General features: G+C 55.3%; 18 protein-coding genes. 10 read left to right on the forward strand and 8 right to left on the reverse strand.

Features of this window, described 5'->3' with window-relative positions:
- The first annotated feature begins 14 nt into the window (after positions 1-14).
- Both JMN36_RS06905 and JMN36_RS06910 read left to right on the forward strand, forming a co-directional pair.
- A complete protein-coding gene (locus JMN36_RS06905; protein ID WP_204088343.1) occupies positions 15-251 on the forward strand; it encodes a hypothetical protein in 237 nt (78 codons plus the stop codon).
- Between the two features lie 9 nt (positions 252-260).
- Positions 261-662 (forward strand): RNA-binding S4 domain-containing protein, encoded by a 402-nt coding sequence (locus tag JMN36_RS06910; RefSeq protein WP_204088344.1) that lies wholly within the window; start codon positions 261-263, stop codon positions 660-662.
- 42 nt (positions 663-704) lie between these two features.
- Here JMN36_RS06910 and JMN36_RS06915 read toward each other — a convergent pair whose 3' ends face one another.
- From JMN36_RS06915 to JMN36_RS06950, 8 genes are all read right to left on the reverse strand, one after another.
- Positions 705-854, reverse strand: coding sequence for a hypothetical protein (locus JMN36_RS06915; RefSeq protein ID WP_156441630.1), 150 nt, complete (start codon positions 852-854; stop codon positions 705-707).
- A 77-nt stretch (positions 855-931) separates the two neighbouring features.
- Positions 932-2,002, reverse strand: coding sequence for a GTP pyrophosphokinase (locus tag JMN36_RS06920; RefSeq protein WP_204088345.1), 1,071 nt, complete (start codon positions 2,000-2,002; stop codon positions 932-934).
- A 77-nt stretch (positions 2,003-2,079) separates the two neighbouring features.
- Positions 2,080-4,602 carry a malto-oligosyltrehalose synthase gene (treY, locus tag JMN36_RS06925; RefSeq protein ID WP_221924080.1) on the reverse strand — a complete coding sequence of 841 codons (2,523 nt, stop codon included), beginning with the start codon at positions 4,600-4,602 and terminating at the stop codon, positions 2,080-2,082.
- Between the two features lie 50 nt (positions 4,603-4,652).
- Positions 4,653-5,570 (reverse strand): hypothetical protein, encoded by a 918-nt coding sequence (locus tag JMN36_RS06930; protein ID WP_204088347.1) that lies wholly within the window; start codon positions 5,568-5,570, stop codon positions 4,653-4,655.
- 217 nt (positions 5,571-5,787) lie between these two features.
- Entirely contained in the window at positions 5,788-6,678 is an 891-nt protein-coding gene (locus tag JMN36_RS06935) for a fructose bisphosphate aldolase (protein ID WP_204088348.1), read from the reverse strand.
- 480 nt (positions 6,679-7,158) lie between these two features.
- The gene (locus JMN36_RS06940; RefSeq protein WP_204088349.1) at positions 7,159-8,811 is read right to left on the reverse strand and encodes an exonuclease domain-containing protein; all 1,653 of its coding nucleotides are present in this window, start codon (positions 8,809-8,811) and stop codon (positions 7,159-7,161) included.
- Positions 8,812-8,871: 60 nt separating this feature from the next.
- On the reverse strand, positions 8,872-11,187 hold the full coding sequence (gene glgX / locus JMN36_RS06945) for a glycogen debranching protein GlgX (RefSeq protein ID WP_236881650.1): 2,316 nt from the start codon (positions 11,185-11,187) through the stop codon (positions 8,872-8,874).
- Between the two features lie 10 nt (positions 11,188-11,197).
- A complete protein-coding gene (locus tag JMN36_RS06950; RefSeq protein WP_204088350.1) occupies positions 11,198-12,022 on the reverse strand; it encodes a TetR/AcrR family transcriptional regulator in 825 nt (274 codons plus the stop codon).
- 237 nt (positions 12,023-12,259) lie between these two features.
- Here JMN36_RS06950 and JMN36_RS06955 point away from each other — a divergent pair, with 237 nt between their 5' ends.
- The 8 genes from JMN36_RS06955 to JMN36_RS06990 all read left to right on the forward strand — a co-directional run bounded on the left by JMN36_RS06955 (position 12,260) and on the right by JMN36_RS06990 (position 19,297).
- Positions 12,260-12,985: an Rv0361 family membrane protein gene (locus JMN36_RS06955; protein ID WP_204088351.1), complete on the forward strand. Its 726-nt coding sequence runs from the start codon at positions 12,260-12,262 to the stop codon at positions 12,983-12,985.
- Between the two features lie 110 nt (positions 12,986-13,095).
- A complete protein-coding gene (gene bioB / locus JMN36_RS06960) occupies positions 13,096-14,160 on the forward strand; it encodes a biotin synthase BioB (protein ID WP_082089884.1) in 1,065 nt (354 codons plus the stop codon).
- Between the two features lie 9 nt (positions 14,161-14,169).
- Positions 14,170-14,490, forward strand: a complete 321-nt coding sequence (gene bsaP / locus JMN36_RS06965) for a biotin synthase auxiliary protein BsaP (RefSeq protein ID WP_236881651.1) — start codon at positions 14,170-14,172, stop codon at positions 14,488-14,490.
- Between the two features lie 47 nt (positions 14,491-14,537).
- Positions 14,538-15,074, forward strand: a complete 537-nt coding sequence (locus JMN36_RS06970; RefSeq protein ID WP_204088352.1) for a hypothetical protein — start codon at positions 14,538-14,540, stop codon at positions 15,072-15,074.
- A gap of 61 nt (positions 15,075-15,135) precedes the next feature.
- Positions 15,136-16,467, forward strand: coding sequence for a histidinol dehydrogenase (gene hisD, locus JMN36_RS06975; protein WP_221924081.1), 1,332 nt, complete (start codon positions 15,136-15,138; stop codon positions 16,465-16,467).
- A 192-nt stretch (positions 16,468-16,659) separates the two neighbouring features.
- The gene (locus JMN36_RS06980) at positions 16,660-17,820 is read left to right on the forward strand and encodes a histidinol-phosphate transaminase (RefSeq protein WP_236881665.1); all 1,161 of its coding nucleotides are present in this window, start codon (positions 16,660-16,662) and stop codon (positions 17,818-17,820) included.
- A 5-nt stretch (positions 17,821-17,825) separates the two neighbouring features.
- On the forward strand, positions 17,826-18,482 hold the full coding sequence (hisB, locus tag JMN36_RS06985) for an imidazoleglycerol-phosphate dehydratase HisB (RefSeq protein WP_236881652.1): 657 nt from the start codon (positions 17,826-17,828) through the stop codon (positions 18,480-18,482).
- Positions 18,483-18,484: 2 nt separating this feature from the next.
- Positions 18,485-19,297, forward strand: a complete 813-nt coding sequence (locus JMN36_RS06990; RefSeq protein WP_221924082.1) for an imidazole glycerol phosphate synthase subunit HisH — start codon at positions 18,485-18,487, stop codon at positions 19,295-19,297.
- Positions 19,298-19,334: the final 37 nt, after the last annotated feature.

Genomic DNA, 19,334 nt, shown 5'->3' on the forward strand with positions numbered 1-19,334 from the left:
GCTAGAGTGTAAGCATGAGTTCTCAGGTTGATCGATACGTCGCAGCCTCACCCGCACAACGTAAAGCTGATGTGAGAAAATACTCCGCCCGCAGTGCCACCTTCGCCGGTGTCGGAATTATCGCGCTGATTACCAGCGCAGTAGCAAGTTCGACATTCTTCATTATCGTCAGCATGCTCATCGTTGTCGCTGGAGCATGGGATGGCTACAAAGTCATGAGAATCCTCAAGCACGAAGATACCTGGACATAAAACCTGGTCATGTCACCGACGAAACACAGTTCCGCAGCGGACAACACCTCAGCTGTTCGTACCGACATATGGGTGTGGGCTGTCCGCCTATACAAAACTCGCACCGCTGCCACCGGCGCAGTCCGTGCTGGTCACGTTAAAGTCAACGGCAAACAAATCAAACCGGCACAAACAGTCGTCCCTGGCGACGTCGTTCGGGCGTGGTCACATCACCGGGAATTCATTGTCGAAGTCGTCAAAACTCCCACCAAACGTGTAGGCGCAGCCGTAGCACGAGAGTGCTATATCGACCATTCCCCGCCACCACCGTCACCCGAAATACTTGCGTCCATGCCGCGCCGGGATCGTGGTGCTGGTCGACCGACGAAGAAAGAGCGTCGGCAGATGGAGAAGCTGCGGGGTCGTCGGTAAAGACCGGAGTAGAATAGGTGCGATTGGATATGGGCGCTTAGTTTATTGTTTTCGCTCACTCCAGTACTTGAGCCCGACGGCGACGAGCACAAGGAGGATAAAAACAACCAGTGCCCACTTGGGTGGGAAGAACGCTAGGGAAAAGATCGCTGAAATAAGGATCAGGATGGCGTCTTGTGCACGGAATTTCATCTTTCTGCTCCTTCTGTGATGTGGCGAGTATAGCGGTGACCCACCGTTCCTCAGATTATCTAACGATAACGATGAGACTACGATTTACTTGCCGCACCTAGTCCGGCATCAAGAAGCTTCTTCCACCGGTTGCCCAAGCGGCCCGATCGTGTCTCGCCGTGATCCCCGATATCGACGGTTTTCTTGATGTGGTCCCGCCCGTATCGTGCCAGGAGAACATCGTCGACCATGCGGACTTGCCCTGGGGGAAAATCTGGGTGCATGACCGACCTGACCGCCTCGGCGAGGTCGTCGGACAGTAGCTCGCGTAAACCACCGACGTCGGTAATTCCGTGGGCAGCCAACATCGCGTACGCGTACCGGTAGTATTCGCTTTTCGAGCGAGGGAAAAGTGGCCCAAGGATAACGGTAAGCACGCCCGGCAGGATTTCCGGAGAGAGCGACGCATCGTCGGAACTATCCGTTGCTCGGGGAGTTTGGTTGGCAATGGACGCGATTTGGTCGAATTGCTGGTCGGCTAGTTCGATAAGACCAGCGGCAAGAGTGAATGCCCGATCGATTCGTGGATCGCTTCCCGTATTTGGCCCTTTATAGCGGACATCATGCTCGAACTCGGCCCACGCGTGTTGAAGGACAGTTCGAATTTGAACTTCCATCATTTGCCCTGAATATTCGGCTAATTCTTGAATCAGAATATTGGTGGAGTCAGAGGTGATATCTGGGATCCGGCAGATGAGATGGAGAGAACCATAACCGAACCCACCAGCTATTCGGGTTTCAGCTGCTTTGTCGACGACACGGTCGATCTGAAAGTGCTGTTCGAGTACGCGCCGGATTTCCGGGATCTCAGTGGAGTGAAAAGTTGTTACCCGCACGCCAATAAAGTCGTAGGCGTCATCGAATCCATGGGGGAAGAACCACTCACCGGTAGCAGTTTTCTTCTCTACCTTGTCTAAGAGGCTGGGTAGCGCTTTGATTCGAGCAGTGACAGCGTCGAAAGCTATTCCGGAATCACCAAGGAGATCCTCGATCGTTCGAGCGAATTGCTTCGCGGCAAGTGGGTGCGCGGAGGTCCATGTCGCGTATTTCTTTCGTGCCTCGCGCTGCCTCGAGGTTTCCTTGGGAAGCTTGTGGTGGCGGTGGGACAAAGTTGAGTAAAGATTCCTTTCGTATGATCCGTGACGATGGGTGACCCGTTATGGACAGTACATCGTCGGGCTAGAACTTAACGCGGAGATTCGTCGGGCAATGACGGTGTGTCGCGGACAAGAACGGTGTACGGATGCTGGTGGAAGAGGTCCGCGAGAGCAATGTCGCCGCTGTACCGTTCACCCGTAAACCGGTCGGTCCACCGTCCGGCGGGAAGGGATAGGGTCGTGTCTTTCCACCCGCCAGATCGTTCGAGTCCGAGTGGCTTGCGAGTGACCAGAACGACGATGTCCACGTCGGTATGGCGGCTACCTCGTGCGAAACCTATGGCGTGATGAGCAGCCGGACCCTGCGCAAAAACGGGGACGTAGGACGCTCCGACAAAGCTATACGGGCGTTCGCGCCGAACCGCTAGTGCCACAGCCGTGACCGCGATCTTGCGAGCCTGGGAATCAGGAAGCAGAGGGATATCGTCGACGCTAGGGCCGTTGGGTGATGACACGTGAGCGCCGAGCCCCACAGCGTCGCGGATTTCTGCCAACGCGGCTCGCCGTAAGTGGTAGTCGACGAAACGGCGGTTATCGGGGTCGACCAAACTGTCTTCGGGGAATTCAGTGCCTTGATAAATATCAGGTATCCCGGGGGCGAGGAGCTGAAGCAGTTTCCGTGACAGACTAACGATATGCCCAGATGAAGCTATCTTTTGCACAAAGCTGGTAATGAATTCTGCTGTTTCTTCTGTGAACAGCGAGTCAATCCATTCGTGGATGGACTTTTCGAATTCTTCATTGACGTCGGTCCACTCGGTGTGCAGGCCGGCTTCGCGCACAGCCTTGGTGGCGTATTCATGAAGTCGATCAATGAGTTGTGAGTCGATCCGACCCGACGACGGCCACACGCCGATAATGTTCTGAATCAAGAACAGTGATGTCGCCGGATCCGGAGCAGGAGCGCGGGTGTCTAATCCGTCCAGGAACTCCCGGTAGTCATCGGGGATTTCGGTGAGCTCGATAATCCGCGCCCGGGTATCTTCACCACGTTTCGTGTCGTGGGTTGTCAGGGTCGTCATGGACCGTGGCCACAAATATGCTCGTTCGGACTGAAGAAGATGGAATTCAGCCGCTGACACACCGAAAAGACCAGGTGAACCCCCTACCTCTTGAAGAGCGATTAAACGGCACGCGCGATAGAAGGCAGTATCTTCAACACCCTTCGCCATGACTGCACCACACACTTGGGCAAAGCGCGTCCAGGCCTCCCCATAACTCATGAGACCTGCCGTCATGAGGTCGAGGGCCGCGCTCCGCTCGGGGTTATCGTGGGCCATCTTCCGGATAACAGTGGAGGTTAATCGCGAAAGTGATAGGTAATCGGCACGATAAACCGGCATATGAGCAATAACGTCGGTGACGGTCAGCGTCAGTTCCTCATCGGTGACATCTCTACCGATGGTTGACCAGTTGTCATGCCGAATGGCGCGTGCCAGTCGGCGCACCTCTGCAGCCAGCTCATTTGTTGCGACATCGCGTTTCAGAGCGACGATGGCGGACTCATAACTGTCGGAATCCCAGGTCGATTGGGACCTCTCCTGCGCGATAGCACCCAGGCTCTTTTCGGCAGCACGGTTGATAAAGATGCCGTCGAGTTCACGAAGCGCGTCGTAACCGGTCGTTCCGTCGACGTCGAGCCGCGGATCCAAAGGCTCGGCGTTGCCGAGAATCTTTTCTATGAGGAGTAAGCGGCGATCACCCACCAGGCCACGAAGACGTGACAAATAACCGAATGGGTCGGCGAGCCCGTCAGGATGGTCGACGCGGACACCGTCGATAAAGCCGGCCGCGATGAGTTCCCGCAGTACGCGGTGTGTGTGCTCGAAGACAACGGGATCTTCTTGTCGGATCCCCGCGAGGCCGTTCACAGAGAAGAAACGACGGTAGCCGATGACCCCATCGCGCCAATACCGCAGGGCATAGCGCTGTTTTGAGAGGACGTCGAGGGGGTCGTCTCCTTCTGTACCAGGGCGAACAGGGAAGTAGTTGCCGTAGTAGTCCAGGAGGAATCGGCAGGGTTCACCGCTCCCTTCTACATGAGCAGGTGCGTTGTCCTCGTCGACGGGGACGATAGTGATGGCATTGACGTCGTCGGGGCTGCCGAGAACCGGGATGCCTAGCTTTCCGTCGGCCCCGTTGCCGGGGGACCAATCGATATCGAAATACGAGTTGAATCGTGATTCTTCCCCGTAGGTGAGGACGTCCCACCACCACGGATTATCCTTCGGTACATCGATACCCAAGTGATTGGGAACGATGTCAATGATGATTCCCAACCCTTCCTCATGCGCTGCCTGAGCTAATTCCTCGAATCCCTCGCGTCCCCCCAGGGCGGGATTGACTTCGGTGGGATCGATGACGTCGTAATTATGGTTCGACGACGATGGGGCGGTCAGGATAGGGGAGAGGTAGAGGTGAGAGACGCCCAGTTCGTTGAGGTACGGCACGATGGCCTTCGCGTCGGCAAAGGTGAAAGACCGCCCGTGCGGATCGGCATCCGGGCCGCGCAATTGCAGCCGGTACGTGGCTGAGAGTGAACGGCGTGGCATGGTCTACCTCTTTCCTCATTATCCCGTGGAGTGATCGATGTCCACGGTCTTTAGTGGTCTCGGACACCGTAATAGCTGCTAGGCGGTGTCGGCATGTAGGTCGTGTGACGCGATAGAGCGCTGTCGCTCGCGTGGATTGTGCCCAGAATGGGCTCAGTTTGGCTACAGCTCGATCCAAGATTCCACTGTACTTGCTTTTCCGGACAGGCCCAGGGTTCAGGAAAATGGTTGTCAATCTTCCATAGCTGGCGGAAGACCTCAAACGTGCTATCGGGCCAATGGTTGTTTAACCATTGATGGGCGCGGAGAAGAGACGGTGTGTCGTTAATGGGGATGGCGATGAGATTTCCGTTATTGATGCACCCGATCACCGTGGGACGAGACCATTGTTCATAGAGGTAGTCCCGGAGAATTCGCATGAGGATAGGATGGCTCAGCCATGCATGAGCGTTAGGGACTATCCTGTCTTCATTCGGTTGCGGACGCGTTATGGTGCTCTGGCCACGAGAACGAACTGATGCCTTCAGCTGCGGCGAGTCATCGTCGCACCTATCGATATTTAGTGGGGGTGGGGGTGGTGTGCGGAGTTCCCACCCCGTTGCAGCTGGAATAGTGGTGTCAATAGAGCGGTAGTGGATTCGCAGGCCTTTTTCCGTAGAGAAGAACTCCAGGAAATTATCTGCCGCGCTACCCCACGCGTGATTCGCCGGGCACGTGAGGCTATCGCGATCGACGGGCGTCCCGTGTTTATCAGTGAGCCTGGCTACAAGACCTGCACCGAGGTGAACGAGCGCGTCGCGGTATTGCGAGACCTGAGTCAGTGGTTGGAGTTCGAGTTGGTGGCTCTGCATGGGCGCTTCGCCCGCTGAACTGCTCAGTGTTTCGGTGCTCGAGCGCGTTTTGTCTACATCTAATGACGAGGCGGGACGGGAAGGAAGAAGCGAAGCAGTTGCGTGATGAGGTGTCATGCTTCTTATTGACGACGCGACCGCCGTATGGTTCCCGGTGACCTCAATATGTGGCGGGGGTCACTGTGAGGTGGCGATGTAACACTGCGTGGCACTACTGCGCTGCGCACACTTCCACGCTGCGCACACTCCCACGCATAGAAAAACCGGGTGACAGCTGCACTGCCACCCGGAATTCCATCACCAATGAGCTGGGTTAGCTCTGGTTTTGTCGCTATTAGCCTGCGATCGAAGCCTTGTAAATACCATCAATCGTGGTAGCCAAGGTGTTGTCGAACTCTTCCTGCGACTGATCAGCGGTCAGTCCCTCGAGGAGAGCACGAGAGAACGATGCGATGAGGCCCTTGTTGCGGGAAAGGCGCTCGTTAGCGTCGTCACGCTCATAACCACCGGACAGCGCTACAACACGCATAACCTTCGGGTGGTTGATGAGGTCTTCGTAGAAGTTATCGACGGTCGGGATCGAGACCTTAATCATGACCTGCTGGCCCTCAGGGATGTCATCCAGACCCTTCAGAAGGGCAGCCTTCAGAAGCTCTTCAGCTTCCTTCTTGTCGTCGATGGAGATGGTGACCTCGGGCTCGAGGATCGGAACCATGCCCTTGGCCAGGACCTGCTTACCGATCTCAAACTGCTGGTCAACAACAGCCTGGATACCCTCAGCGTTAGCAGCGTTAATAACCGAACGCTCCTTGGTGCCGAAGATGCCCTTCTCGACGCCACGGTCGAGGAGCTTATCGAGCTCAGGCATGGGCTTCATGACCTGAACGTCGTTTTCTTCGTCGGCCAGACCCTTGTCGATCTTGAGAAGCGGAACAATACCCTTCTTCTCCCAGAGGTACTGGGCGGTAGGGATGCCTTCAATCTCGCGGTCCATCGTCATCTCGAACAGGATGGCTGCGAGTACCTTCTCGGAGGTGAAGGATGGAGAGGTAATCAGACGGCTACGCATAGCGTGGACAAGATCAAACATCTCGGCATCAGAGGAATATGCGTCATCCTGGATGCCGTAAGCGCGAAGCGCCTTCGGGGTGGATCCGCCGGATTGGTCAAGGGCAGCGATGAAGCCCTTGGCCTCAGTCATGCGAGTGGCCTGCTCCTGGTTCATTACAACTCCTTCTATGTTGCCATCATGGGCAACGTCGATGTCGTGTAGACGTTCTCCGTTATTTGTGGGAGATCATCTGTCGCGCTCTATGGTAGCCCGAAAATGTCTGAATGAACACCGATCGGACAAAAAACTGCGACCATTTCTGGCGAATTTTCATCGTTGTGTCCGCCGTTTACGACACTGGGATACGGGTGGAAGTGGAGTTTGCGACGAGTCTCAGTTCGTTTACGTGCAGTAATGTCCATTCGTAGCTAACCGCAACTAATCGGGCATATTATCGCCCTATTCGGGCATCGTGAAGCTTGAGAAAATGTTGTGACGAACCTCACAGGGTTATGTGGGGTGTAACCCAGGCTATGTGGCTCAATCCATCCCTTTTCCGGCTTCGATGGTAAGGTTCCGGCCCTCGATCCCCGCGTCTCAATCGTGAGCCTGAAGAACCTCCTCCAAGGAAAACATGGAATCAGGTGTCGATACTTAATTGAGATCTAGTGCATCGAGAAGCTGGCCTTGATTCCAGATCTCGATCTCTTGCCCTTTTTCCTGAAGCTCCTCAGCACGTTTCTGTTTCGACGTCTTCCCATTCCATTCCCCGCAGACAAGGAGAGTCGTCTTCTTTGTCACATTCTTGCCGACGGTTCCGCCCGCCCGAGCGATCGCTTGCCACAGTTGTCCCTTATCCAGGGGAGAGAATTCACCAGTCAACGTCACGTTTTTGCCAAAGAGCGGTCCGTTCGGGTCGGCGTCGGTATTCGTCTCAGGAATATCACGGGGAGTAGCAACGGATTCCCAGTTGGAAGGGCCACGGTTCCCCCGCGTTTTTCCATTTCGTGATGACTGCTGGTGATCCGACCGAGATCGTCGCGGTTTCCGGAAAAGTGATACAGAATTGTCTTTCACTGTTCCGAACGTGTAGCCCGCCGATTCGACGACCTCCGCCATCGATTGGACGTCTGATGGCAGCTCTGTGTCGCGAGGAGAAATCCCGCACAAACTCAGCATGATTTCGCCACACGCGCGAGCATCTGCCAGGGCATCGTGATGATGAAATGCGTCTGAACCCGCCGATTGAGCCACCGTCGTCAATTTATAATTCGGAAGCTCGGGGTGGAGCGCGCGTGCAAGGAGGTAGGTGCAGGCGAAAGTAATGTTCGGAATGTCGACTTTCTCTGCCCGAGCCGCGTCCCTGAGCGCGACCATATCGAACTTGGCATTGTGGGCGACGATGGGGAGGTTTTCTTTCCTGAGGAGCTCGGCAAGTTGCTCCAACCGATCATGGCATGACGGCTCATCGGCGACTTTATCAGGGGTAATCCCATGGATTGCGGTGGTCGCCGCCGTGAAATCTGGCCAGGCCGAAGGCGGTTGGCACAGCCACGTGTGGGATTCAGCTTCTTTCCCCTCGTGATAGACGACGATCCCGAATTGGCAGATCGAACCATTGGCTTCGTTCGCCGTTTCGACGTCAAAAGCAATAAACGAGGGCGGACGTGAATCTAATGTGCCATCGGCAGGCTGAAGAACATTGCTGCGCTGAGCATCGTTATCCGGTGCGGCAGGGCTATCGTCTTGTTTCTTCTCAGTTGACTTCGCTTGGTTGCCTTCTGAGCTGTTGCCCCGTGCATCGGTACCAGCTACACCGCCAAATGCCGACCGCGAATCCGTCTGATGAGAAACGGCCCGCGCTATACGACGCAAGCTCTCTAAGTCATCAGCCTGCATCGCAGTGAGGACTTCATTCGCGAAATCAATAATGGATGTGTCGACGGAGTGAGCCGGTGAAAACCGGAGAACGTTAGGCGCGAATCGCGAGCGCTGTCGCGATGTCCGGGGAGTGCCATCCAGGAATAGATCGATAAAGCCCGGTTCAAGTGGGGTGGGGTCGGTCCGTGACCAACCACGAATTGAATCCCGATCTATCTTCGTCTCCGGGTCAAGATAAATCTGTGCAGCGGGAATTCGTGAGATAGTGACTCCACTTTCACTGATATATGCCGTTCCCCCGAGGATCGGGATTGCAGCAACATACTCAGCGGGCGTCGTCTCATCGTCAGCCTGAATTTGCGAAAAACTAGCGTCAGCTGGGATTTCATTTCCCGGGGAAGAAATATCAGTGTCGGAATTCGTCATGGTGCACTCCACTCTAACCAGTTTTACGCCGAGCGATGGCAGGTAGCCTTATGCCGAATTTTATGCCGAGTGACGGCGCCGGCGGCACAGCACGACAACAGATCGGCTCTCAACGGGAACGGTTGATTCGGGCTTATAGACATCGGGATCATCTTCGGAGAATCCGGTGGGCAGTGATGTATCGACGACGACGCTCCAGAGGCGCGAAGGATCCGTGTCTTCTGGATCTCGCGATGCCTTCACTGCATCATCTTTTGGAAGAGTGAAATCTATCCGCTCGTGGTGTGCGTTGAAGCACAAGATGAATGAATCATCGAAGATTTTTTGCCCTTGCTCGTCGGGTTCAGCAATCGCTTCTCCGCCGAGGTGAACCATGAGAGACCGTCCGAAGTCGTGGTCCCAGTCGGCCGTCGTCATGAGCGTTCCGGCGGGCGTCATCCACGCGATATCGCGATCTTGCACGTCGTACCCCAACGGGCCACCGGCAAGGAATCTCCGACGACGGAACACGGGGTGATCATTGCGAAGCTCGATTAACCGTCGAGTGAAGTCGATCAGATCTTTATTATCAGTTGCCTGGGACCAATCCACCCACGACAATTCCGAATCTTGGCAGTAGACGTTGTTGTTGCCATTCTGCGTACGTCCCATTTCATCGCCGTGGCAGATCATGGGCGTGCCCTGGCTGAGCAGCAGCGTCGTCAAGAAGTTCCGAATTTGACGGCCTCGCAGCTGGATAATGTCGGGATTATCCGTGGGGCCTTCAACGCCACAATTCCACGATCGGTTGTGAGATTCTCCGTCGCGGTTGTCTTCCTTATTAGCCTCGTTGTGTTTCTCGTTATAGCTAACGAGGTCATGGAGGGTGAACCCATCATGCGCGGTCACGAAGTTAATCGACGCGGTAGGACGTCGATCATTTGCGGCGTAGAGATCCGACGATCCCGTCAAGCGTGAAGCGAACTCACCCAAGGTCGCAGGCTCGCCGCGCCAGAAGTCCCGGACAGTATCCCGGTACATTCCATTCCATTCTGACCAGATGGCGGGGAAGTTTCCGACTTGGTAGCCGCCTTCGCCCACATCCCAAGGTTCGGCGATCAGCTTGACCTGGCTCACAATAGGATCTTGCTGCACGAGGTCGAAGAACGCTGACAGTCGATCGACATCATGGAGCTCGCGGGCCAGTGTCGACGCAAGATCGAAGCGGAATCCGTCAATATGCATCTCGGTAACCCAGTACCGCAACGAATCCATAATCAATTGCAGCGTGTGGGGATGCCGGACATTCAGGCTATTTCCGGTACCCGTGTAGTCCATATAGTGCTGACGGTCATCATCGACCAGGCGATAATAAGCCGCGTTGTCGATACCCCGGAAGCTCAGCGTCGGCCCCATATGGTTGCCCTCCGCCGTGTGGTTATAGACGACGTCGAGAATGACTTCGATGTCATTGTCGTGGAAGGCCCGCACCATGTTCTTGAACTCAGAAACAGCGGCGCCGGGTTTCTTGGCAGCTGCATAGTCTTGGTGAGGTGCCAAGAAGCCGAAGGTGTTGTATCCCCAGTAGTTGCTGAGACCGAGCTCGTGGAGCCGATCATCCTGATAGAACTGGTGGATGGGCATCAGCTCAATCGCCGTGACACCAAGGTCTTTGAGGTACTTGACGATCGAGGGGTGAGCAAGGCCAGCGTAGGTACCGCGATAATTCTCGGGCACGTCAGGGTGCGTCATGGTCATACCCTTGACGTGAGCTTCGTAAACAACGGTCTTGTTCATCGGGTGCCGTGGTAGCCGATCAGACCCCCAATCGAAGTAGGGGTTGATGACGACGGACAACATGGTGTGGCCCAAGCTGTCGTCGGTATTGCGTTCATCGGGGTTATCGATGTCATAGCTGAACAGGGAAGCGTCGCCGTCGAATTTCCCATCAAAAGCCTTTGCGTAGGGGTCGAGCAGGATTTTCGACGGGTCGCAGCGAAGGCCCTGATGTGGATCCCACGGGCCATGAACGCGGTAACCGTAGCGTTGTCCTGGGATAATTCCAGGTAGGTAGCAGTGCCAAATGTGGGCGTCGACCTCTCGCATCTCAATGCGCGTCTCGGTACCATCACTGTCAATCAGGCAGAGTTCTACCTTGTCGGCGACCTCTGAGAACAGAGCAAAGTTCGTTCCTGAGCCATCGTATGTCGACCCCAGAGGGTATGAGTTTCCTGGCCATACGACGGGGTCAGGTGCGTTATCGGAGGATGTCGCCGACGATCCATCGTTGGCTGTGGCGTCATCTGTGGCTGGAGAAGTTGCTTGCCCGGATATCGTTGGGGCCTCGTGGTCATTATCGACGATCTTCTCGGAAGCCTGCTCCTGTGTATTTGTCATGACGTTAATTTTAGCGGGGAGGGTGGACAAACCATGATTTCCCCGCGTGAGATTGAGCTATTCCGTCGAGGATGATTCGTAATCCTGCATTTGCGCTTGCGCTGAGCAGTGCTCTCCACGCGTCAATGTTCGTGGTGTTGTGTGCCAGAAGTTCGTCCCACTCAGGAGCACGTGGATCGCTTGATGCGGAAGAAGCATCGTCGTCTGTTTGGGATGGTTCGTCGCCGTTTCCATCGTGGTCATCGTCGGCAGTAAACACTGAGGAAGCAACAATTTTCGACGCCTCCGCCGCTGTTTGCTCACGGATAGCGAGACCGAGGATGAAGGAGATGAGCGTTGTTGAACCATCGAGGATTTCGCTCTCACTGTCATCAGGCAAGGAAGAACGTAGGATTTGTGACAATGCGGCGATAGGGTCGTTGGTTACCATTCCCGCTGGTAGTGCTGCGGATATGAGGTCTGCAGCGTCCCGACAACAGATGCATTGTCGGTAAAAGCCGGCGCAGAATATATATGCATGTCGATACCACTGAGGGCGAGGGGGCTGCGATGCTGTCGCCGATACGGGTTCCGATAATCCCGATAATTCGGAATCGAGGGATCCTTCGTCGTCATCGACGCTCTTAAGAAGTCGCTCCTTAAGATCATCCAGAGGGGAAAGAAGCTCATCAGCCACCCCACCGAGGAGAGCCTGTTTGTTGGGAAAATGCCAGTACAGTGCAGCTGGGGCGACGTCTAAGGTGCGGGCGAGACGCCGAATCGTGAGGTCTCCTAACCCGTACTCGTGCAGAATGTTTAGAGCACTCGTGATGATCGCCGTCGTTGTGAGCTGCATGCCTTCAAAGATAAACCGTTCGTGGACTGCGTTTCGAGCAAAGTAGCGTAGTTTTTCGCAACGACGGCAATCGTCGCCGGGGTGTTCGACGTCGGCTAGCTAGTGTCACCAGTGGGTGTGTCGCGTTACGGTGTCAAAATTCTGTGAGAACCCTGGAAGCTTTGGGGAATATGCGGATATTACTAGCGGGAAAGGTAGAATGACCGCGGTATCTTAGTGGTAAAGGAGCTATGTGTCGTGCCAGATGTAGTGTTGTCAGAAGCAGATGAGGTACAGGCTGCGGATCAGGGCGATAAAAGGGGACAGTCTCGCGCGCAGGTACGTCGTTGGGGGGCTGCGCTCATGACTGCCACGCTATGTGGGGCATTAGCAGCCTGTTCACACGGGTCATCGTCGGATGATGAAACGAGTTCTTCGGCAGCTCAGGCATCATCGAGTAGTTCTTCTGCAAAACCCGCATCGTCTGCTGAAACAACACAGCCGCCCGCAACACAATCAGATAACGCCGCGGGGGATCAGCAGTCCGGCGGTGCGAAACTCGGTGCGGATATCCCCACCGTTCCAGACTCCAACGAAACCCCGTCAAGTGGGCCCAAGCCGATCAACGGAAAGCCCGGTAGTGAACAAGACGTCGAGAGCATTAAAGATGCTCTCGGCCACTACGGGGATACCTCCGGAACTGTGCGCCACTACTACGAAAGTACGAAGGCCTATACGTGCAAGGATCGTATTGCTGCCCATCCGGAAGTGTTCTCTGACGAGAACATCAATTCTCTGCCCAATGAGTCGATTGACAAGATGGGCTTAGCTGGGTCGATCCCGAAATTTAATAACATCTCCAACATCAAAGTCGACGGTGACCGAGCTACCGCGTCGGTGAACACCACGTTCAATGGTGCGACCTCGACGGGGACGATGTTGTTCACCAAGGAAGATGGTCAGTGGAAAGTCTGCTCTGACTAGAAATTACCCCCTTGCTGTGTCTCATTGAACAGTGTTCAGGAATGGAATAACCTTGAACACAACGATGGTGGTTATCCGGAGAATCACCACGGTTATGGAGGTACAGCATTATGTCGGAGAATACGACGCAACAGACAAGAACGAGTCAGTCGGCCACCAGCACTGATACGGCCTCGGCCGAACAAGACATTTTGGACCTGGCCCGCGAAAAGGTCCTTGAGCGTGGGGAAGGGCTTTCTCAACCAGAAATTGTTCGGGCGATGACGATTTCCGACGATCGTATCGACGAACTCCTTGCTCTGGCGCACGAGGTTCGGCTGCGCTGGTGTGGTGATGCAGTTGAGGCAGAAGGAATTATCTCCCTGAAGACGGGTGGGTGCCCGGAAGACTGCCACTTCTGTGCACAGTCGGGACTTTTCGAATCGCCCGTCCGGTCGGCGTGGCTCGATATCCCGGCCCTTGTGGAAGCTGCTAAACAAACAGCAAAGACGGGCGCGACGGAATTTTGTATTGTTGCCGCCGTCAAAGGACCCGACGAGCGCCTGATGAGCCAGCTTGAAGAGGCCATCGCGGCGATTAAGGCAGAAGTCGACATCGAAGTTGCTGCCTCCATCGGCATCCTCACCAAAGAACAAGTGGAACGCTTGGCGAAGGCGGGAGTCCACCGCTACAACCACAACCTGGAAACCGCGAAGAGCTACTTCCCCCACGTGGTAACAACCCACTCCTGGGAGAAGCGTCGCGAAACCTGCGAGATGGTCCGTGACGCAGGCATGGAGGTCTGCTGTGGCGGCATCGTGGGAATGGGGGAGACCGTCGAGCAACGCGCAGAGTTCGCTGCTCAATTGGCTGAACTCCGCCCCGACGAAGTCCCCATGAACTTCCTTGATCCTCGCCCCGGCACGCCCTTTGCCAACCGTCCAGTCATGGAATCAAACGAAGCGCTCAAGACCATTGGAGCTTTCCGCTTGGCACTGCCCAAGACCATTCTGCGGTTCGCCGGTGGACGCGAGCTCACCCTGGGTGACCTGGGTGCAGAAAAAGGCCTCCTTGGTGGCATTAACGCGATCATCGTTGGTAACTACTTGACGACGCTGGGTCGCCCCCAGGAAACCGACGTCGACATGCTCAACCGGTTGCACCTGCCGATTAAAGCCCTGAATGCGACTGTCTAAGGTGGCGCAATGTCGGAAGTAACCACTGCCCGCGAGGGAGTGCCGAAGAAGAAGCCCGTTCGGCGTCGGCCCCGTAAAATTGCCTCCACCGAGTTGGCGGATGCCATCATCGCTGGTGACGCCCCTCTGTACGATCCCTTCACTGGCACTGAACTCAGTACCGGCGAGACTCCCCACTATTCGCCCTCCATGAGGGCGGGACTTGAAGCGCCGCGGTTTTGCCAGTTGTGCGGCAGACGCATGGTGGTTCAGGTTCGACCAGATGGATGGACTGCGGTCTGCTCGAGGCACGGGGAGCTAGATTCTGTTCTCCTCGATCCCCATCGCTGAATTGACCACGCATCCCCATTATCGCGGCCACCCCTATAATGGTTCCGGTGTTACGTTCTGATCGGTATCGCCGAGCCCTGATAGTTTTGATAGCTATCCTTGCTGTCTTCGCCTTGGGTGGCTGCGTATGGGGAATTTTCATTCCGACGACCACCGCCACCGTAGATAGCGGTTATCTTTCGACCGATCCGACTCAAGATGGACGAGAGTTTACCGGTTTTGTAGCCCTCGTTGCCGGCCTTTTTGTGCTGTCGATGGGGAGCGCCCTGGCCGCGTGGGGATGGGCACCACGTTCGCGTGGCCCGCTCATGATATGGCTTCTAGCCATCGTGGCGGTGCTCGGAGGAATTATTTTTATCGAGGTGGGAAACGCTGTCGCGTCCAGCTTGCACCCACTTCCGGATGTCGACGATGTCCATTCCGGCCAAACGATTACGTGGGCGCCTCACATCACTCCAGGGGCGGCCCTTGCTGTTCCACCGCTATTGGCGTCATTGACATATTGGTGCGCAGCTGTCGTCGGAAAGGGGGACTTTCCTGATGAAGTACCTTCTCTTGAGCGTCACAGCAGCGCGGTAGATTAGCATTACATGAAAGAAGCAGTAACGGCCGTCTCCTAGGCCTCGGCAGAACCGAAGGATTTCAATGCTCTCCCTAACCGACATGCGTGGAACCAACCCCACCGTTGTTGAACTTCGTGCCACTTTGCCTCGCGGTGGGACCGACATCGATTCCGTGATCCCGACAGTTCAGCCCATCGTTGAGGCCGTGAAGAAAGATGGCGTGGCGGCTGCGCAAGAGTACGGGCAGCGGTTCGATGGCGTCGTACCGGAGAGTATCCGAGTTCCTCACGACGTGATCACCGACGCTGTGAACTCCCTGGATGCCATCGAGCGGGAGGCATTAGAGCACGCCATCGAGCGCGTTCGGCGGGTCCACGCTGCGATTAAGCCCAGCGATAACGTTATTTCTGTCACCGAGGGCGGCGTGGTGACGGAAAAATTCATCCCGGTCGGGCGAGTCGGGTTGTACGTCCCCGGTGGGCAGGCCGTTTATCCGTCGAGTGTCATCATGAATGTTGTGCCGGCGCAGGAAGCAGGGGTTGATTCACTCGTCGTTGCTTCTCCTCCGCAAAAAGAATGTGGTGGATGGCCGCACCCGACGATTCTTGCTGCGTGTGGACTTCTTGGTGTTGATGAAGTGTGGTCTGTCGGTGGCGCACAGGCAATAGCTCTCATGGCTTATGGTGACGAGCAGGCAGATGATCCATTGGTGCCGGTTGACATGGTGACCGGACCGGGCAACATCTTCGTCACCGCAGCAAAGCGCTTGTGCCGTAGCGTCGTGGGAATTGATGCGGAAGCGGGGCCGACGGAAATAGCAATTATCGCCGATTCCACTGCTGATCCGGTTCATGTCGCCTATGACCTCATTAGCCAGGCGGAGCATGATCCGATGGCGGCCAGCGTTCTTATTACGGATTCCGCGCCATTCGCCCAGCAGGTCGATGAAGAAGTAGAGAAGCGGTATTCAATTACCCGGAATACCGATCGTGTTGCTCAGGCATTACAGGGTAAGCAATCTGGCATCATTCTTGTCGACGATATACCTGCTGCGATTCGGGCGGCTGATGCTTATGCACCCGAGCATCTCGAAATTCAGACTCACAACGCCCGTGAGGATGCAGCTCAGATCCGTAATGCGGGGGCCATTTTCGTCGGGCCTTTCTCACCAGTTCCGCTGGGGGATTACGCCGCTGGATCAAACCATGTTCTTCCCACATCGGGATCGGCGCGGTACAGCTCCGGTTTATCGACGCATACGTTTGTTAAGTCGGTTCACGTTATTGAATACGATGAAGCTGCGCTTAAAGGCACGGCCGATACTATCGTCGCTCTTTCAAATGCAGAGCAGCTTCCGGCGCATGGAGAAGCAGTGCGTGCACGGTTCGAGGACCTTACAGACGGGAATAAGTAACCCTAACGAATAAAAAGCCGTATCGACCGGAGTAGCGAAATACTTATCACAACCATACGTCGATAGAAAAGGGGAGATTACATAGTGGCACCGACGAATGATGATCAAAAATTATCACGTGGCAGCGGTGAGGACGGTACCGCCGATAAGTCCCGCACATTAGGAGGAAATGTCACACTTGATGCCCTACCTCTGCGTGAAGAATTCCGCGGGGAAACGGCGTATGGGGCACCGCAATTAGAGCTCGACGTCAGATTAAATACGAATGAGAATCCGTATCCTCCGTCGCCACGAATAGTTGCCGATCTCGTTAAAGAAGTGGAAAAGGTGGCGTCGGGGCTTAACCGCTATCCCGAGCGTGATTCCGTTATCCTGCGTCAGGAGCTTGCGCGGTATGTGTCGGGCCAAACCGGTGTAGCAGTGACTGAAGACAATATATGGGCTGCTAATGGGTCCAATGAGGTTCTTCAAGAGCTCTTGCAGGCCTTTGGAGGGCCTGGTCGGCGAGCACTAGGGTTTACTCCCAGTTATTCCATGCACCCAATTCTTGCTGCGGGGACGCACACGGAGTTCGTCGAATGTCCGCGACAAGAAGCTGGTGGCTTCTCTATTGATATTGACGAAGCGACTGCGGCTATTAAGCACTACCGCCCATCCGTTGTCTTTATTACGACGCCGAATAATCCGACTGGCGGTACAACAAGTTTGGATAATATTCGGGTCCTGCTGGATGCTGTTTCTGATCCGGACGTTGATGGCATCGTCATTGTTGATGAGGCTTATGGTGAATTCGATGATGGCCCGAGTGCATGTGAATTGTTGAAGGATTATCCTGATCGGCTTGTCGTATCCCGAACGATGAGTAAAGCATTCGACTTCGCTGGTGGTCGGTTGGGGTATTTTGTCGCTGCTCCAGCTTTTGTCGAAGCTGTTATGTTGGTCCGGCTTCCTTACCACTTATCGGCATTATCGCAGGCTGCTGCGACTATCGCGCTCCGGTATTCCTCCGATACGTTAGCCTCGGTGGAAAAAATAATTCGCGAACGTGAGCGGGTTCAGGAATCATTGCAGGAAATGGGCTTCTCTGTTGTCCCGAGTAAATCTAATTTCCTTTTCTTTAAAGTCATTCCTGATGAGTCGACGAATTCTTCTGGTGAAGCGCCCGCTAATGGAGATGCATCCCGTCGCGAGCTTACACAAGCAGCGTGGCAGGAGTTCCTTGATCGTGGAGTCCTCGTTAGGGATGTAGGGGTCGACGGATATTTGCGGGTGACCATTGGGCTTCCGACAGAGAATGATGAGTTCCTTTCTGCGGCTGGCCAATATGCGAGTGAACATAACGGGTTACGGTGAACCATATGAGCAACAACAATGACGAGAGTCTGAACCAGCAAGAAAGAAATAGCGGAGAATTCCCCTCCCGACGGGGCCATTGTGAGCGCGAGACGAAAGAATCGCGAATCACCGTTGACATTAACCTCGACGGCTCTGGCATTACTGACATTTCGACGGGATTGCCATTCTTCGACCACATGCTGAATGCGGTGGGAACCCACGGCAGCTTTGACTTAACAGTTAAAGCAGAGGGCGATATCGACGTTGATGCTCACCACACCGTGGAAGATACGGCCATTGTTATGGGCGAGGCATTACACGAAGCTTTGGGAGATAAAGCCGGTATCCGCCGCTTCGGGTCAAGTTTTATCCCGATGGATGAAACGCTGGCCCAGGCTGTCGTGGATGTGTCGGGGCGTCCGTATTGTGTCACGCGCGGTGAGCCTCAAGAAATGATGAATACGGTGATTGGTAATCACTATGCAACCGTGATTAACCAGCATTTCTTCGAATCTCTCGCTTTCCACGCGCGTATCGCTTTACACGTCCGCGTTCTGTATGGACGCGATCCGCACCACATCACTGAGGCTGAATACAAGGCAGTCGCCCGCGCCCTCCGCGAGGCCGTCGAACGTGACCCGAGAGTCCATGGTGTTCCATCCACGAAAGGGGCGCTGTAAATATGGCGCAGAGCACGTCACGTCCTTCAGTGGCAATCCTTGATTACGGCTCGGGAAACCTTCGATCCGCCGAACGCGCTATAGAACGTGCAGGGGCCGAGGTTACGATTACCGCTGATCCAGAACGTGTTCTTGCCGCCGACGGATTGTTAGTTCCTGGAGTCGGGGCATTCGCAGCGTGCATGAAGGGCCTGCGCTCGGTCTATGGTCCGCGGCTCATCGGGCAGCGCCTCGCCGGTGGCCGGCCTGTGTTAGGCATCTGCGTGGGTATGCAGGTTCTTTTCGATAGCGGAGTCGAGTTTGCCGACGGTATTCACGACGAAGCAGAGGCCTTCCCCGTATCGGATTCCCCAGATAGCGGGGACGCCACGACCTCGGGTCGACGTGACGACGTCATTCGTGACCCAGAGACGGGACGACCACTCGACCCGACGGTGTCGTCGACAGAGATATCGGATGATGGGGTGCTGAGTACTCCCGGTTGTGGTGAGTGGCCAGGAACAGTGGAGCGCCTGACAGCGAAAGTGCTGCCTCATATGGGATGGAACACACTTGACATTCCCGAGGGATCTCGAATGTTCGAGGGAGTGGCCCCCGATGATCGGGTGTACTTTGTACACTCCTATGCGGCTCAACACTGGGATATGACATCGGATGATCACGTTGCCCCAGCGAAAGTGACCTGGTCCACCCATGAAAACTGTCGTTTTATTGCCGCGGTAGAAAATGGCCTCTTGTGGGCGACGCAGTTCCACCCGGAGAAATCGGGTTCGGTCGGTGCTGTGATTCTCCGTAACTGGGTGGAGACTTTGTAAAGTTTTATCAGCTGTAGGTGTGATCTCCGTTATGATT

The organism is Corynebacterium pseudokroppenstedtii, assembly GCF_019754945.1.
Lineage (GTDB): Bacteria > Actinomycetota > Actinomycetes > Mycobacteriales > Mycobacteriaceae > Corynebacterium > Corynebacterium pseudokroppenstedtii.

Bases quoted from the DNA above. Each gene is read 5' to 3' on its own strand.
- JMN36_RS06950 (WP_204088350.1), bottom strand. From the start codon at position 12,022: ATGCAGCTCACAACGACGGCGATCATCACGAGTGCTCTAAACATTCTG.
- bsaP (WP_236881651.1), top strand. From the start codon at position 14,170: ATGTCGGAAGTAACCACTGCCCGCGAGGGAGTGCCGAAGAAGAAGCCC.
- JMN36_RS06910 (WP_204088344.1), top strand. From the start codon at position 261: ATGTCACCGACGAAACACAGTTCCGCAGCGGACAACACCTCAGCTGTT.
- JMN36_RS06905 (WP_204088343.1), top strand. From the start codon at position 15: ATGAGTTCTCAGGTTGATCGATACGTCGCAGCCTCACCCGCACAACGT.
- JMN36_RS06930 (WP_204088347.1), bottom strand. From the start codon at position 5,570: ATGACACCTCATCACGCAACTGCTTCGCTTCTTCCTTCCCGTCCCGCC.
- hisB (WP_236881652.1), top strand. From the start codon at position 17,826: ATGAGCAACAACAATGACGAGAGTCTGAACCAGCAAGAAAGAAATAGC.
- glgX (WP_236881650.1), bottom strand. From the start codon at position 11,187: ATGACAAATACACAGGAGCAGGCTTCCGAGAAGATCGTCGATAATGAC.
- JMN36_RS06990 (WP_221924082.1), top strand. From the start codon at position 18,485: ATGGCGCAGAGCACGTCACGTCCTTCAGTGGCAATCCTTGATTACGGC.
- treY (WP_221924080.1), bottom strand. From the start codon at position 4,602: ATGCCACGCCGTTCACTCTCAGCCACGTACCGGCTGCAATTGCGCGGC.
- JMN36_RS06935 (WP_204088348.1), bottom strand. From the start codon at position 6,678: ATGAACCAGGAGCAGGCCACTCGCATGACTGAGGCCAAGGGCTTCATC.
- hisD (WP_221924081.1), top strand. From the start codon at position 15,136: ATGCTCTCCCTAACCGACATGCGTGGAACCAACCCCACCGTTGTTGAA.
- bioB (WP_082089884.1), top strand. From the start codon at position 13,096: ATGTCGGAGAATACGACGCAACAGACAAGAACGAGTCAGTCGGCCACC.
- JMN36_RS06940 (WP_204088349.1), bottom strand. From the start codon at position 8,811: ATGACGAATTCCGACACTGATATTTCTTCCCCGGGAAATGAAATCCCA.
- JMN36_RS06915 (WP_156441630.1), bottom strand. From the start codon at position 854: ATGAAATTCCGTGCACAAGACGCCATCCTGATCCTTATTTCAGCGATC.